1 protein-coding gene is annotated in these 17375 nt (G+C 73.1%); it reads right to left on the reverse strand.

What is annotated here, in order from left to right:
- Positions 1-32: 32 nt before the first annotated feature.
- On the reverse strand, positions 33-17264 hold the full coding sequence (locus tag ACFY0X_RS14550) for a hypothetical protein (RefSeq protein ID WP_387753770.1): 17232 nt from the start codon (positions 17262-17264) through the stop codon (positions 33-35).
- Positions 17265-17375 lie beyond the last annotated feature (111 nt).

A 17375-nucleotide genomic window follows, 5' to 3' on the forward strand; every position in this document is an offset into this window, starting at 1 on the left:
CCTTCCGGCCGGGGCCGACTTGTGCTCCCCGCTCAGTTGGTCCCGGCCAGGGCGGGCAGGAGGTAGTAGAACTTCCTGCCGTCGGCGAGGGTGATCACGGTCTCGCGGTCCTTGCCGTAGCCGTACCAGATGCTGACCGGCACCGAGCGCCATCCCATGGACAGGTCACGGCCCACCAGCTGCCGACCGTTGTCCGAGTACTTGCTCTCCTCGGGCTTGGCGTAGACGACCACGACCTCGACGTGCGGCAGGTGCGTGTTGAAGGACTCCACCACGAACTTGCAGCTGTCACAGGTCCCCTTCGAGGAGGCGACGATCAGCGTCCCGCGTGCGTGGACGCCGAGCTTGCGGTCGAATCCCCAGGACAGCAGCTTGTCGTAGACGCCCTCCATCAGGATGACCTCGGCGTCGTTCAGCTGGTGGCCCATCGTGCTCTGCCGGGACGACTGGTCGATCACGGACTGGATCAGCCTCGCCATCGACCTCTGGTTCGTCCCGAGCTTGTTCACCGCCTCCATGACCTTCTTGGCCGTCAGGGCCACCTCGCCGGTGGCCGTGCCGACCGCCTCGGGTGCCGCGTCGGATCCGGCGAGCCGCATCAGACTCCGACTCGCCCCGGCCAGGTTCGCCATGGCCGTACGAACCGCCTCCGCGTTCTCCACGGCCTCCTCGAACGGCTTCGGATCGACCTTCTGGCCGTAGCTTCCGGTCTTGCTGGCCACCGTCCCGGCGTTGGCCCGTTCGGCCGCCTCGACGGCCGCCGTCACCGTCCGCCCGACGAGGTCGAGCTTCTCGCCCCAGGACGGGAGCTCGTCCTTGCCGACCGCTCCCCATCCCAGCCCGGTGTCCACCTCCTCGCACAGGGCCGCGGCCTCCCTCAGCAGCCTCCCGGCCTCGCCGTAGCCCGTGACCACCGGGGTGAGCACCTTCGCCGTCATGTCCGTCCGCCACTTGTTCGCCGCGTCCCCGGACGCCGATTTCAGCGGGTTGGCCCCGTCATTCGACCGCACGACGGCGGACCCGTTCATGACGGGAGCGAAGATGTGCGACCGATCCTGCAGGGTGGTCTTCCCCTGCTCCGTGAACGGTGACTTCACCTTCAGCCCGGCCATGGCGAAGGTCACGCCCTGCTGCGAGGTGTCGAGGTTCGCGACCAGCTCCCTGATCCTCTCCTTGAGGCGGACCTCCCCCACGAGGGCGTCGCCGTAGCTGTCGTAGGTGGTCGCCCGGACCAGGGTGTCGGCACGGAATCCGTCGGGCCGCCCGTCACCGGGGACCCACAGCTCCCGCCGGTACGCATCGGCCCAGTGGAGGCCACCGCTCTTGTCGTGGAGCAGGGCGACGACCCGGTCGTTCCCGAGCACGACGAACCCGAAGCTCCCCGGCCCCGCGACCCGGAGCTGCCGTTCCAGCGTCCCCAGGGCCTCATCCCCCGTGCCGTACGTCCGGAGGTGGTCGGAGATCTGCGCGGGCAGGGCCGTGAACTTCGCCAGATCCGCCACCGCCGCGTTGCCGCGGAACGACTGGTAGAGCGCGAACGTCGCCGAGACGCTCTGCCCGAGGGTCGGAGCGGCCCCGCCCGGGTCGGCGGGGTTGACCAGGCGTAGCAGTTGCCCGGTCGGGGCGGCGTGTTTGGTTACGCCCTGGAGGTGGGCCGCCGGCTGGGCCTGCGCCGGGGACGGCGCGGCGTTCGGCCCGCCGACCAGCTTCACCGGGCCGGGCCGGTCCGGGTCGATCGGGTCGTCCCCGGTGGTGCGGGGGACGGGCTCCTGGCCCTCGTGGAGGAGTTCCTGGCCCAGCGGGGTGGTGCGGACCTCGTCGTTCTCGACGCGCAGGCGCAGCCAGTCGCCGGGGCCGTCCACCAGGGGGCGGCCGTCGGCCGTGAAGCCGACGTTGCGGGCCACCACGGCCCGGGGGTCGCTGCCACCGGTGAGGTAGACGGAGCCGTTGCCGGCGTAGGCCGTCAGCTCGGTGAGCCGGGCCAGGTTCCCGCTGAGCGGCTGCCCGGTGAGGGCGGCCTCGGTGCGACGGGCGTCCAGCTGCTCGTGCAGGGCCTGCACGGTCCGGCCCGCGAAGGAGCCCGCCCCGCCGACCGCGCTGTTGCAGGACAGGAAGCGCAGCGGCTCGCCCTGCCACTGGCCCCCCTCGGCGAGCCGCAGCAGCGCCCCCGCGAACTGCTCCGGAGTCAGCTCCCCGCCGCGCCAGGTCGGGGCGCCGTCCTCCGGCCGCCCGTGGAAGACCACGGTGAAGTACGGGTCGTCGTGCGGCAGGCCGGCCAGCGCCGCCCGCAGGTCCGCCGAGGCCTCGCGCTCGGCCGGGTCCGCCAGCCAGTGCACCCCGTTCCCCGCCCCGTCCAGCGGGGTGGCGAGCACGTCGGCGACGGCGTCGGGGACGGAGCCCCGGGTGATCGCCTCGCCCTCGGGGTGCAGCGCCGTGAAGAGCACCCGCCGGCTGCTGTCCGAGGCCAGCTCGCCGGTCCGGTCGAGCGGGACCTCCATCTCGATCGGCACCAGACCCTTCTCGGTGAGGGTCCGGTCCCCGTCGCGGAAGGTGAGCTGGACCTCGGCGTAGCCGGTGTACCGGGCCGTCGGCGTGGGGAACTTGGCCCCGGCGACGGTCTTGCCCGAGGCGCCCGTGGACGGCCCCTCGCGCCACCGCATGCCCCCGCCGAGGATCCCGCTGCCGGTGAGGTCGGCACCGCCCGTGCCCGCCTTCGCCCCGGCCTGGCCCTGGACGTTCCACAGCGACCAGTCCAGCCGGGTGCGGCGCCCGCCGCCGCCCGCGTCGTTGGCGGGGCTGAGCGCGGCGGCCGTGTTGTCGCGCTGGTACTCCAGCTGGACGATCGAGACGGTGGCCGTGACGTCGGCGTCGTCGACGAACAGGCGCTTGCCGGCCGACGGGGTGACGATGCTCCCGCCGTCCTGCGCCACCACGTCGCGGCGCTCTCCGTCGGCGTCGGGGAGCACCGGGACCTCCCGTCCCCGGGCGACCGAGCCGAAGAGCGCGGACAGCTGGGCGTGGCTGTGGGTGTTGCGGGCGACGGACTCCAGCCAGGACCAGGTGCTCCCCTTGAAGAAGCTCGACCCGAACACGGACAGCAGGTCCCGCATCCCGGAGGTGTCGTCGACCCAGCGCAGCACCCCGATGTCGCGCGGCCCCTGGGTGAACAGGTCCGCGGGCGGCCGCCGCAGCACCTGGGCGGTGACCGGCTCGGCCGCGCGCAGCGGCGGGAACCCCTCCTTGGGGGCCCCGTAGCGCGACGGCACGACGGCCTGGTCCCGGCCGGTCTCCATCAGCACGTCGGCGTGGACGGTGGCCTCGACGAGGGTGCGCCGGTAGCGGCCCAGCCCGGTGATCCGGTCGCCGAAGCGGCTCAGGCTCCGCTGGACCGTCCCGAGCACCGAACGGGCGGGCCCGGAGGGCGGCGGAGTGCCGCCGGGACGGATCGCGTCCGCCGGGTGCAGCAGGACGAACGGCTTGTGCTCGAAGCGGACCTTCAGCACCACCGCGGCCTGGTGGGCCACCGCGGCGACCTTGCTCTTGACGGCCGTCCCGCTCGCCGAGGAGTCGCTGCCGTGCTGCAGCCGGTCCACGCCCTTCGCGCCCGTGCCGCTGAGACCGACGACCGCCACGGCCCCGCCCGGCAGCACGCTGGTGGTGCCGAGTGCGCTGAGGGTGAACGCGGTGCCGCGGCCGCCGCCGGTGTTGGTCCCGCCGTCCGCGCTGGTGAGCGAGGTCTGGTGGCCGCTCCCGATGTTGAACTCGACCACCGGCGGCCGCCCGGTGGGGGTGAGGGCGCTCACCTCCGCGGTGATCAGCGCCCTGCTCCTGCCGTGCTCCACCACGAGGGGGTGGCCGGCCATCACCGGCTTGAGGTCGATCTGCAGCCGGTCGAAGTCCAGCGCGGAGGCCAGCTTCTTCGCCATGCCCGACCAGTCCTTGCCCAGGAAGGCCGCGGCGGTGCGCCCGTCGCCGACGGGACGCTCGCCCAGGGCGTCCACCAACTGCCGCACCGTCCCGCTGCGGTCCGCGTTCAGGTGGACGGCGGTGACCACGTCGGAGGAGCCGAAGCGGTGGCTCGGCAGCATCCGCGGCACCTGCTCGGCGGCGCGGTGGGGCGCCGCCACCACGGCCGGCACCGTGACCGGGTCCGGCGCGGTGATCGCGTCCGACCACCTGGACGGCTCGAAGGTGATCCTGAACACGGCGTCCGCGTCGGTGAGTCGCGCCGGTTCGGTGCTCTTGCTCCGGCTGTTGGTGCCGCCCATCCGGTCGATCGAGACGCCCTTGACGAAGTCGCGGGAGTGCGAGACCTCCACGGCGAGGTCCGCGTGCGGAACGGCGGCCGTGAGCCGGCCGCGCACCCGCACCCGGGTGCGCGAGTCCGTGGTGATGCCGGTGGAGGTGCGCTGCTGGCTGCCCGACTCGAACTCGAACCCGTTGACCAGGTCCTCCCGCGCCCGGGGGCGCAGCAGGTCGCCCTCGACCACGATGGTGCCCTTCCAGCCCTTGACGTCGACCGGCACCCGGATCTCGCCGCCGCGGCTGAGCCCGGACAGCGCGGACTTGAGGCCGTCCGCGTCGATGGAGCGGGCCAGCAGCGCCTCGACGTTCGCGGGCACCGGCCGGCCGGTGTGCTCCCGCAGCGCGTCCAGGACGGTCCGCAGCACCGCGGTGTCGCCCCGGCCGAGGCTGAGCACCACGTCCGACTGGCCGAGGCGCAGCGGCGGTGTCCGGCCGTCGCCCTGGTGCGTGAGGTGCTGCTGCCCCTCCGGGACCGGCAGGACCTCCGGCGCCGTGAAGCTCCGCAGCCGGTTGCCGTCCAGCTCGCGCGGCAGGGTGTGCGCCTGCTCCAGGCTCAGCTCGGCGACCAGCGGGACCGGCCCGTAGTCCCTGCCGTTGACCTTCAGCAGCACCTCGAACTCGGCCCGGAACAGCTCCTGCGGGCTGCCGTACTTGCCGTTGGCGTAGCTCTTGCCCGACTCCCCGCCGCGCCAGCCGTCGCGGACCCGGGACTCCACGGAGGGCGTGACGCCGCCCTGCAGGGTGTAGTCGAAGGGCTTGCCCGAGGAGGTCAGCAGATTCTCGTCGGTGTGCAGCACTCCCTTGCCGGCGCCCTGGAGCTGGCCGTTGACGGTGTCGGAGCGCAGGTGGCGGGACGAGTCGAAGGTGCTGTTCTCGCGGATCGGGTTGAGCTCGGCGCCCGCCTGCCCGCGCAGGTGGGTCATCCGGCGCAGCCGAACGGTGGTGGCCAGGTGCAGGTCCTTCAGCGGGCCCGCGGTGACCTCGGGACCGCGCAGCGCGGAGCCGCGCGACATGCCGACGAGGTGGGCGCTGACGGCGGCGTGCGAGTGGGACTGCAGGACGTCCTCGCGCACCTGCCGCCAGGTCTTGGCGCCGAGCAGCACCGCACCGACGCGGTCGAGTTCGGCGTGCAGCGGGGCGACGTCGCGCAGGTCCCGCACGACGGTGGTGTCGGGCAGGCCCGACCAGACCTCGTCCGTCGGGGCCCGCAGCGGTCCCTGCGGCAGCTGGACGGGGCCGGTGGGCGGGGCGAGCGGGCCCTCGGCGACGAACTCGGGCGGCCGGGTGCCGGCCACGGTCTGGTCGGCCGCCGTGACCAGGACGGCCTCGTCCTGGTCGATCACGGTGCGGAAGCCCAGCTGGACGTGGGCTTCCCGGTCCGCCGTCGCGGAGGACCCGCCGCGCCAGCCGAAGGTGACGGTCAGGTCGGCCGTCCCCTCGAACAGGACCGCGGGCCGCTTCGTCTTGGTGCCGTTCCCCAGGTCGGAGCCGGAGCCCTGCAGCCCGACGCCGTCCCCTCCGGTCTTGACGCCCAGCCCGGCACCGCCGCCGCCGTCCTTGGCCGTCCCGTTGCCGGCCATGGACGGCAGCACCTGCCGCTCGCTGCTCGTGGTCGTCTGCTCGACGTGCGAACGGGTGGTGGCGGTGGCGATGTTGAACTCGGTGGACGGCAGGGTGTGGACCTGCCGCATCCTGGCGACCGCCCCGCCACCGATGGTGATCACCGCGGCCGCCCCGGTCAGGCTCTCGTCCACGATGGTCAGCTTCTGGCCGGACATCGTCCCCTTGAGCTCCTGGTGCAGCGTTCCGAGGTCGAGTTCGGACAGCAGCCTGTTCCGCAACTCCGGCCAGCGGCCGCCGAAGTAGCGCTCGGCCGCACCCTCGAAGGCGGCCACGAACTTCTCCATGGCCCGGGCGTTCGTCCGCGCGTTCAGGTCCTGCAGCGGCACCTGGCCCTGTTCGTCCACCTGGGGGGTGCGCCGGGGCGGGTCGAGGGGCCAGACGTCGGTGACGATGTGCGAGCCGGCCAGCCGCCGGTGCCTGGACACCTCCACCGGCACCGCGAAGTGGGCCTCGACCGCCTGCTCGGCGTCGGCCGTCTCGCGCTTCGGCACGGCGACGTGGCCGGTCAGCGGGAAGTCGATCGGCTCCGGTGCCCGCCAGGTCCCCGGCGCGCCCTCCAGACGGGCGTCCAGGAACTCCACCCTCAGCGTGAAGGGAGTCTCGAAGAGCTCCGCCGCCTCGGTGGTCTTGCCCCGGGCCAGCGTCCGGCTGGCGTCGGTGGTGGTGGTGCCGTCCATCCAGCCGCGCTGGTAGCCGAAGGTCGCGGTGACGTCCCCCGAGCTGCCGAACTTCGCCTTGAACTGCGCGCCCAGGTTCGCCTGCTTGAGCCGGTCCGCGACGGTGCCGACCGTGCTCTGCTGCTCCGAACCGTACTCGAACTCGAAGCTGTTCAACGCCTTGAGGTGCCGGCCCCGGCCGACCTCGGCGGTGATCCTGACCTCCCCGGACCACCGGCCCGCCTGGAACGACACCTCCCGCACGTCCCCCCGGGACAGCGCGGACACCGCCGAGCGCAGCGTCTCGCCGCCGAGCAGGCTCCGGGCCAGCGTGCGCGCGGCCTCCCGGTCGCCGTGCAGCGCCTCGGTGAACCGGCCCACGAGGGCGTCGAAGTCCGCCGGCCGGGGGCTCTCCAGGTGCACCAGCACGTCGTACGCGGCCAGCCCGCGGTCACCGAAGCGGGCGGGCGGGGCGGGCACGGGCGGCGGCGCCGGTTGCGTGACGACGGTCGCGGGGGCGACCACGAGGGGCGGCTGCTCGGCCACCGGCGGGTGCACGGGGGCGGTCGGGTTGAGGATCTGCTGGATCTCGTCCACCAGGTGGACGGGGACGGTGTCGTGCTCGGTGACGACGGGCTCGGTCACCACGTGCTCGGTGACGACGTTCTCCGTCACCACGTGCTCGGTGACGACGTTCTCCGTCACGGACTCCATGAACTCCCGGAAGCCTCCGAACAGTTCCTCCTCCGCTTCCGTCCGGCCGATCTGGTTGGCCGGCTCCGGACGGTCCGCCCGCGGGTCGGCCCCGAAGAGGTGCTCCAGCAGCGGCACCAGCTCGGGCGCGTGCTCGCGCACCCACGCGGCGCCGTTGTTGCGGGCCTGCCCGGTGGCCGGGTCGTTGCCGTGGTTGTGCCCGAAGTACGCGGTGACCAGCTGGGCGAAGAACTCGTGCTCGTCGCGCGCCGAGTAGTTGCCGGCCACGTCGCCGTCCGGCCAGGCCGTGAGGGGCTGCTCACCGAACAGCTCCGCGAGGGCGTCCGAGACGCTCCGCTCCCGGTACGCCTTCCCGATCAGCTCCTTCTGCCCGTCCGTCAGCCCGTACTCGTGGATCGCGTGGGCGAGTTCGTGGGCGGAGACGGAGTACCCCTCGGCGTGCTCCAGGTGCGGCCCGATCGTCGTCCGCGCGCCCAGCAGGTTCTCCTCGGTGATCAGCACCAGCCCGTCACCGCTCGATCCCCGGACCAGCGACCAGTCACGGCCGTCGGCGGTGCCGTGCTCGGACGCCGTGAAGCCGGGCATCTCCGTGATCGGAACGTCGCGCGGCACCACACCGATCCGCACGCCCGACGCCACCAGCCGCTCCGCGACCTCCTTGTCCGCCAGCATCCGCGCGACCAGTTCCTCGGCCGTCCGGCGTGCGGCGACCGGCTGCTGGGTCCGGGGATCGACGTCGACGAGCAGCCTCGCCGCCGCCTGCGCGTAGTCCTCCGGTGCGAGCTCGCGCAGGCTCTCCAGGAAGGCGCCGTCCTCCGCCAAGAGACGCCGTTCCTCCGACGACAGGTGCTCCAGCGCCTGCACCCGCTCGTGCAGCGGCCCGGGCACCGGCATCTCCCCGCCGCCCAGCCCCACCGGCGGGTGCGCCGCGACGACCAGCCCGTCCTGCCCGGTCGGGGGAGCCGACTTGACCCTCCGCGCGTCCGGGCGCTCGTCGTCCGAACCGCTCTCGTGGCCGCGCTTCCGGTCGAGGTCCATGGCCGAGTGGTCGCCGGTGCCCTCCGGCTCCGCGGTGATCCGCTCCATGACCGAGTAGTGGTTCTCGCCCAGGAAGAGCTCGACCACGGGCATCGTCTCCGGACCCCCCGCGGGCACATGGCCGTCGAGCGGATCCAGGTTGTGCCACTGGTACCCGTCGAAGATCCTCAGGCGTACGCCCAGGGCCGAGGCGACGACCCGGGGGACCAGGTCGCCGGCCGCCCCCGCCCACGCCCCGGGGGTCCGGACCGTCCACCTGAGGTCTCCGAGGGTTGATCCGAAGGGCCCCGCGAACGACCGGACGAGTTCCTGGTTGGCGTCGACCCACCCGGTGACCCGCTGACGGAGCTGCCTCGGGTCGTCCGGCAGGTTCAGCGCCCGGCCGACCGCGTGGTACAGGCAGTCGCCGTCACGCTCCACGTCGACGATCCGGTAGCCCTCCTCGGCCACGGCCCAGGTGTTGGCCTGGTCCCGGGCGAGTCGCCAGAGGTCCGGCAGGCGGGGCAGTGCGTGCTCGACGAGGTGGTCGTACTGCTCCTGGTGGCTCCCTGCCCCCTCAGCGTGGAAGAGACCGTCCAGTTCGCCCAGCAGACCCTCCGCCTCGGAACGGTACGGCTGGAGTTCTGCCGCGTGCCGCTCCGCTTCCGCTCCGTGGAACGAGGTGACCCACGCGCGCAGCTTCGCGTACCGCCCGGTCAGGTGGGCGACACGGTAGTAGGCGTGCCACTCCCGCGCCTCCGCCGTGTCATGGCTCCAGAGGCCCAGCGACCCCCGGATGGACTCGAGCGCGGTGAAGTCGAAGCCCCGCTCCTCCGCGTAGACGTCGGCGGGCTTGCGCGACCAGGCGTTCCGGCCCGGCGACGCGTAGCGGTCGACCTTCATGCCCTCGAATTGCGGGCGCTTCTGGTCGAACGGGATGCTGTACCGGCCGGACGCCGTCGGGGGATCGGGGATCAGCGCACGCTCGTAGCCCGGTGCCAACCCGCCCAACCTGTTGCTGCTCCCGGGCGTCCGCGGGTACAGCGCGTGCCAGTTCTCCATGCGAACGGACCCGCTGGCGCCCTCCTCCTCCAGGTAGGTGACGCGATGGCCGATCAGGGCCGCGGCCTCCAGGTTCCCGGAGCGGGCCCCGAGGTGTTCGAGGTCGTAGTTGCGGTTCAGGTAGTCGTACAGCCTCAGCTGTGCCGCCCGGTTCGCCCCCATCCAGCCGGTGTGCTCACCCCTCTCGTTCCAGAAGCCGGTGACCTGGTGGAGGGCCGTGTTCGGGAGTTCCGTCCGCATCTGCTCGACGAGTTCGTCCCACTTCCCACTGCGGGTGGGATGGGGGTCCCCCGTGATGATCACCGTCGCGAAGTCGTGGCCGAGGGAGCGCAGGAGCTGCCGCGTGCCCTGGAAGCTGGTGTCGTGCTCCATCCGGCCCTGCACGTCCGCCCACTGGCTCTTCTTGCCGGTGAAACGGGACCAGAGCACCAGCACGCGTCCGCCCGTGCCGGGCTCGGGAAGCCGGATCTGCCGGTGGTCCAGCCACCTGACGATCTCCCCGTCGTGGGCGGTGTCCATCCCCCACGCCGTACGGAGGTCGTCCCGGGCCTCCACCGAGAACGACTCGGCGACGCGGTGGGTGCCGTGGGTGATGTTCCTGACCACCTCGTCGACGTGGTGGGGCTGGAAGTTCCACTCCTCCGTCACGAGCTGGTAGGCGTGGGCCTCCAGGACCGGGTAGAGGTCCCGCGTGATCATGTTCGGCACGCGCACGATGTGGATCTGTTCCGGGAGGACGCCGCTGTCGCGGTAGAGCGCTTCGATCTCCCGGGACTTGTCCTTGCTGTCGTGCCCCGGCTCCCCCGGCTCCGGTCCGCGCGCGATCATCACGTGCAGGTTCCGGTCCTGACGCAGCGCCACCACCAGGGCGAACTGGTCGCCGGAGGCGTACCCGGGCTGCTTGATGAGCCTGCGCTGGTCCAACTGGAGGCGGCTGTCGAGCACCTGCGGGGAGACGGCGGCCGCGTCGGTCGCCCTCGGAAGCGACACCGGGTCCACCCAGACGTGGCTGCGCTCCTGCGGCGCCGCCGCGTCGCGGGCCTGCTGCCAGGTCAGGTCCTTCGGGCCGGAGGTCGGGGGCCGCTCCACCTCGCCGACGATCCTGGAGATCAGCGACAGGTGGCGCTCGCGCAGGCCGCCCTGGCTCAGGCCGTCGGGGGCCGGGGCGTGGTGGTTGCCGAGGAGGCTTCCCTTGACGTCGGGGCGGTGGGTGAGGCCGGGCGCGCGGTACTCGTCGCGCAGTCCGAGCTGGTGGCCGACCTCGTGGGCGTAGTCGATCGGGGCGGCGTCCGGCCACCACGACTTCTGGTCCATCGGCCGCCCGCGCCCGATCAGGTCCACGGTCAGGTGCGCCTTCTGCCCCTGCTCGGCCGGCAGCACCGTGACGTGCATCCGGTCGCCGTTGGACAGCGTGTAGCCGGGCTTGTTGAGGTACTCCTCCACACCCTGGACGAGCTTGTTCCACACCCCGGCCGAATCGTGCCCGCCGTCGCGGAAGGCGATCCGCACCGTCAGGTCGGTGACCGGGCCGCCGTCGTGCTCGAACCGCCGCACGTCGAAGGACGACTCCACGACGAAGCGCGGCGCCCTGCGGCCCTCCCCCGGCCGGGGCACCGGGGGCTCCGGGTCCGGGGTGCTGTGGCCGACCGTGCGGACCGGGGTGGGCGGCTGCGGGGGCGGCACGGAGGCCGCCGGCTCCCTGTTCTCCAGGAACCACGGGCCGGGTCCGAAGTCGGCCCGGCTCAGGCCGACCGCGTCGACGGCGACGAGCACGACGTCGTCCGCGCCGAACGCCCCGGCAGGCTCGCTGGCCACGCCGAAGCTCCACACCAGGGGACTGCCCTGGTCATCGACGCGACCGGTGGCGAGCGCCACGTGATCGAGGTCCTCGCTGATGGCGGAGACCACGATGTCGCCTGCGCGCGGAACCGGGCTCGTGCGGTCGTCGCCGTTCTCGGTGACGGGCTCCTGGTACCGGACGCGGCCGCGCGGGAACAGCGCGTCGCGCAGACGGCTGTGCCAGTCCGGCGCGTCGTGGTCGGCGTAGGCGGCCCGGATCCACTCCTCGGACAGCAGTCCGGCGTGGTGGGCCGTCAGCAGGATCGACTCCCAGCAGTTGAGCGTGGTGTCCTCGGTGAGCAGCGGCACCTTCCCGCCGTTGGTCGCCCACTTCTGGAAGTCGCTGCCCGTACCGTCGACCTGCCAGGTCATCCGCTGGCCCGGTCGGCCCATCGCGGCCACCAGCCGGTGGCCGCTCTCCGGGGCCGGCAGATCGAGGCGCCCGGCCAGGTGGTCGGCGACCAGCCTCGACGTCTCCCCGTGCAGTCGGGTGAGGGCCTCCGCGTCGGTCGGGGTCTCCGTCAGCCGCTCGTACGTGGCCCGGTCGAGTCGGCCCCGGCCGTGCAGGCTCGTGGCGAGGGCGGTGATGTCCTCCGGCCGGTTGGCCGCCCCGGGACCGACCTCGTCTCCGATCCGCAGGCCCAGCCGGTCCGCGTGGAAGGGGCGGAGCGGGCCACCGAGAAGGTCGGCCGCCGCGTCCACGACGGGACCCACCAGCGCCAGGTCGTCCCTCAGCAACCTCGTGCCGTGACCGACCGGTTGGACGGACTGCCCGGGCGCGTTCCGGCGCCGCGATGCCGAAACCTCCGCCTTCTGGTACCGCTGGTCCACCAGGCCCTTCGCCTCCGCGCCGAGGGCGCCGAGGTCGAACAGCCGGTCCGCCAGGGCCTTGACGTCGGCCAGCATGTTGTGGCCGGCCTCGTCGAAGCCGACCTGCCGGCCCGAGGACATGTACAGGCCCGGGCGACCGTCGACCCCGCCCATCAGCCGGTTGGCCCGGGCGAGGACCTCGGTCCGCGCCTCGGGGCCGAGGGGTGTCGGCGGGAGGGCCACCGGCGGGGCCGGCGGGGCCTGGGCGGGCACCAGGAGGTCGGTCGGCTCGGGCGTGGTGTTCCGGGAGGTCAGCGCGTCGGCGATCAGGTCGGCGGCCCCGTGGTCGTCCCGCTCGACCGGCCGGTCCCCGGCCCGGTCCCCCGAGCTGCTCCCCTGCTCCTCCCCCGGGCGGTTCACCACGGTGAGGGCGCCGGCCTCCACCGGCTGGTCGTCGCTCCTCCCGGTCTCCGACTCCGTCGTCCGGCGGCCGAAGGCGTCCTCGTGGGCGCGCTGGTGGGCGTTCCACCCGGCCGCGTCGAAGTGGTCGAGGGTCCAGAGTTCGCGGTAGCGGGCGACGAAGTCGTCACCGTACTCGCGCTTGAGGTGGTCGGTCAGGGCCTCGTTGAGGGTGTGGCGCGCCGCGAGCCCGTCGAAGCCCCTAGCGGCCTCACGCAGGGCGGGGGCGGCCTCCCGCTCGAAGGCCGCGTGCTCCCGCAGTTCCCTGACGAGTTCGTCGCGGGTGTTCTGCCAGTGCTCCTGGCGGCCGGCGAGGTCCTCGTGCGAGCGGAAGGACTCGTCGAAGGCGCGCGCGATCCGGTCGCCGTGGCCCTCGGTCAGGCGGTCGGCGGCGTGCGGGGTCAGGCCGTGCTCGCGGGCGGCCGCCTGGGCCTCGGCCGTGGCCTGCCGGCGGACGGCGAGGCGGGCGGCCTGGTGGGTGAGCCGGTCGTGCAGGGCGGCGGGGTCGACGAGCCGGTCGAGGGCGGCGCGGAGCGCGGCGGGCTCGCCGACGCGCTCGGTGGCGGCCCGGTCCATCTCCCCGGCGAGTTCGCGGAGCACCGTGTCCTTGGCCCGCAGCACGTCGGACTCGTCGGCGCCGAACTTCTCGGCGAACTCCTTGCGCGCGAGGTCCTCGGCCCAGCTGTCGGCCGCCCTCTCCGCCTCCGCGACGGCCCGGTTGATCGCGGCCTCGCGGACCGCCTGCACGGCGAACTCGTGCGGCAGGGCGGACGGATTCTCGGCCTGCGATCGGGCGTACAGCTCCCTGACCTCGTCGTGGCCCCGGCGCCTGCCGGTCGCCTCGTCACGCGGGCCCGCCGCCTGCTCGAAGTCGGCGACGACGCGTTCGTGCAGCCGCTCCCGGATCGCCTGCACGCTGCTCGGCGACAGGTCGACGCGTTCCGTCACGCCGACGGCGGCGAGCATCTCCCGGTCGGTCGGCGAGAGTCGCTCGTACCAGTCGCCGGCGGCCCGCCCGACCCGAGCCTCGACCTCGGCCAGCGCCTTCGCCCGGTCGGTCTCCAGGAGGAGTTCGGCGCGCGCGTGCTCGGTGAGCCGTCGCAGGGCCTGGCCGGCCAGGGTGTTGGCCTCGGTGGTGAGGCTGTCCGCGTCCGCGTAGATCCGGGCGGCCTCCGCGTCCGCGCGCGCCCGGAAGTCCTGCCGGACGAGCTCCACGACGGACGCGGGGGCGTGGTCGGGGGTGTGGGCGACGCCGGTCCCGCCGTCGGTGATCCGCGGGGCGTTCCGGGCGGCCAGCGCCCGGTCGAAGTGCTGCACCGCCACCCGGACGGCGGCCTCGCGGACGGCGGCGACCCGCACCAGGCCGTCGAGGTCGCCGAGGATCCGCTGCCGGTCCTCCGGCCGGGCGGCCAGGGACTCGTACATCATCGTGCGGGCCCGCTCGTGGACCGCTCCGCGCAGGTCGGCCGGCGCGTCCTCCGGGAACCGGCCCGGGGCGTCCAGGGCCTCCTCCAGCAGCCGCTCGGCCTCGTCCTCGCGCCGGTGGCCGCTGCCGTCCGGGTCCGTCCGCAGCTCCTCGGCCGCCTCGGAGAGCTTGGCCTCGTACTGGTCCTGGAGGTCCCGTTGGGTCCGGCGCCACTGTTCGGCCCGCACCCCGTCCGCCTCGGCCCGGATGTGCTCGGGGGCGTCCGTGTAGTGGTACGCGGCCGGTTCCGGGTCCGTACCGAAGCGCACGGCGGTGTCCATCGGGCTCACGTCGCCCGCGGGCTGGTGCTCGTACTCCGCGGGCCGCTGCGATGCGGTCCTGGTCACGGTCGGCTCGCCGCCGTCGGGCCCCTTGGAGTACGTGTGCCACTCACCGCCGCCGACGACGGTCGGGCGGCCGTCCGTGTTGAAGCCGACCTTGTCCGCGACGATCACGTGGCCGGTACCGGGTCCCGTCACAGCGGTCTTGCCCTGGAAGCCGGGCGCCACCCAGACCGGGCCGTCGGCCGCGACCGCCTTCAGGTCGGCGAGCTTCGGGTTCGACCAGACCTGCTCCATCACCTGCCTGACGTAGCCGGGGTTGGGGCCGCTGTCGAGGTTGCAGGCGACGAACTCGATCGTGCGGCGGCCGCCCGACAGGTGTCCGAGATCGGCCAGTCCCCGGATGACGGAGGCGAGTTCCCCGGCCGGCATCGGCTCGCCGCTGCCGTCGGTGTGGATCACGACGGTGTAGCGGGCGGGGTCGACCGGCAGCTTCTCCAGCGTCTCCAGCAGGTGGGGGCTCGGCTCGGCGTCGCCCGCGACCCATCCGGGCTGCCGCTCCGGTCCGGTGCGGGGCAGGAAGTGGCCGACGGTCGGCGGGATGTGGGAGTCGTCGCCGACGTCGAGGTACTGCAGGCGTTCGGTGCCGCCCGTCCCGGCCGGTTCCTGGTGCCCGGTCGGCTTCGGCTCCGGCCGGAGGTCCGGCTGCGGCTGCGGCTCGGTCGGCCGGGGGTCCGGCCTCCGCGGCTCGTGGACGGTCCGGTCTCCTCCGTCGACGTGCTGCTGCTGCGGCTGCTCCTCGTGCCTGCCGGTGGTCGGCACGTGCGCCGGCGGCGGGACGTCCGTCGAGGACGTGTCGGTCGGCACGTGGGCGGGCCGCGGGACGTCGGTCGAGGACGCCGTGGCGTGCGCCGGGGCCGGCACCGTCGCGGTGTGCTCCTCCTGCGGCGTGCGCCCCGGCTCCTCCTTCGGGCCGCCGACCGTGGTGCTCCGCTTCGGCGGCTCCGGCGTGGAGGTGTCGGTGGTCCTGGACGAGCCGGCGGGCGCCTTCGCCGCGTCGTCCCCGCCGGTCGTCCTCGTCGGGGTGGTCGCCGGGGACTTCGCCGCGCTCTCCCGGGACGGCTGCGAGGAGCCGTCGGAGTCGGTCTTCAGGTTCTCCGGCCGCGAGCCGTCCAGCGGACCGTTCACATGCGGCTCGTCGCCGACGAAGATCCCCTTCGGCGGCCCGCCCGCGCTCGCCGGCGCCCCCGGGTGGGAGGTCCACAGCGAGGTCGGGTGGCCCATCAGGGTGGACACCACGGCGAGCGGGAAGCGCGCGTAGTTGGGCAGGTGCAGGTCGGCGAGCTTCAGCCGCAGCGGGCCGCCGGCGATGTGCCCGAGGTGGCCGAGCGCCCCCATGGCGACGCCGCCGTAGAAGCTCTCGACGCTGACGGTGAACTCGTGGTTCTCCCCGAAGGTCAGGTTGTAGGCGCCCTCGGAGACGACGTTCTGGACGCCGCCCTTGAGGTAGTTGCCGACGCCCTCGCCGAGCTTGTACAGGAACTGCCCGGCGGTCTGCGGGTGCAGGCCGTCCATCAGGCCCACCGCCCGCCCGGCGAGGTCCCGGGCGGCCTGGACGGTCTCCGTGAGGTGCTGCTGCTCCGCCCGGAGGAAGCCCAGGTCCCTCATCCCGCTGTCCAGCGAGCTGCCGCTGAGGTGCTTCAACTCGTTCTGCAGCTGGCCGATCTGCTGGGTGACGCCCCGCAGCTCGGTCCTGAGCGTGCCGGACTCCAGCTTCCCGCTGGCCTCGACCAGCGTCGTCGTCAGCTTGGTGAAGGCGCCGAGGTCGATTGCGTGCCGGGCACCCTCGCTGGCGAGCCGCGATCCGACCAACCTCCCTGCGGCGTTGGCGAGTTCGGCGTCGACGCCCTGCTTGACGAGGTGCTGCTCGAAGGCGTCCCCCATCTGCTGGGTGAGCTTCTCGACCTTGCTGAGCTTCTGCGCGACGTTCTCGACGGCGTCCTTGCCGGCGCCCTTGAAGGCGCTCTCCCCGCCTTCCCGGACAACGTCCTTCCGGACACCGTCCGCGAGTTCCTTGAGGGCGTTGTTCTGCACCTTCTTCTCGCCGGCCTTCGCGGCGCTCTTCCCGAGGTCCTTCGCGACGTTCTGCTTGACCTGGGCGATGGCCTCCTTGATGGTGAGGTTCGTCTCGTTCTTCCGCAGGAGGGCGACGACCTCCCTCAGCTCGGATCCGCTCAGCGACTTGAGCTCGTTCTCGGACAGCTTCTTGAACTCGGAGCCGGCCAGCGCCTTGAGGTCGGCCTGGAGGTCCTTGCTGAGGCCGCGCCCGAAGATCCGTCCGAACATCTTGCCGAGACCGAAGGTGAGCAGCTCCAGCGGGCCGGTGAGCAGCCCGTTGATCGCTCCCATCTCGACGGCCTGGATGAAGGACTCCTTCTCCCACTCGTCCTTGTGGCCCTTGCCGATCTGGATGCCCTGGATGATCCCGTCCATCACCATGGCGGTGGTGATGGAGAGGAACTCGTGCAGGAGGAGCTGCTTGAACAGCCAGATGAAGACCTGCTTGATCACCGCCCCCGCGGTCTCGTAGGCGACGAAGATCTCCGCGAGCGAGCCGCCGAAGGTGATCGGCGACATGGCGATCGCCCAGGCGATCTGGGCCACCAGCTGGATGAGCTGGGCGATGATCATCCACTTGGCGTACTCGACCTGGTTGGCGACCTTGTGGGCGAAGTCCCCCAACTGCTTGGCCATCAGGCCCGCCGCGGTCACGTAGTCGGTACCGCCGGTGCCACCGATGAGCGGCAGCACCCGCTGGTAGAAGCGGTCGGCCGCCTCGCCCGCGAAGTCGTCGTTGTCGTGGACGGTGGCCAGCAACCGCCGCAGCCACTCCCGGAGTTCGGGGATCTCCGCGTGGATGGCCAGGTAGTCGTCCCCGGCCGCGCGCAGCCGGTCCTCGTCCGCCTCCGGCCACTTCATACCGGTCACGATGCTGAAGAACTTCGCCAAGCCCGGCGGCAGCATGATCGACACGGGGGCGCACTCCTGGCGTTCGGGAAGCTCGGGCGGCGCAACGGCCGCGGGCGGGAGCCGGTGGGGACGGGAAGCGGGGCGGAAGGGGGTCGGGCGGGGAGGCCGGGCGGG

This window comes from Kitasatospora sp. NPDC001547, assembly GCF_042894165.1.
Lineage (GTDB): Bacteria > Actinomycetota > Actinomycetes > Streptomycetales > Streptomycetaceae > Kitasatospora.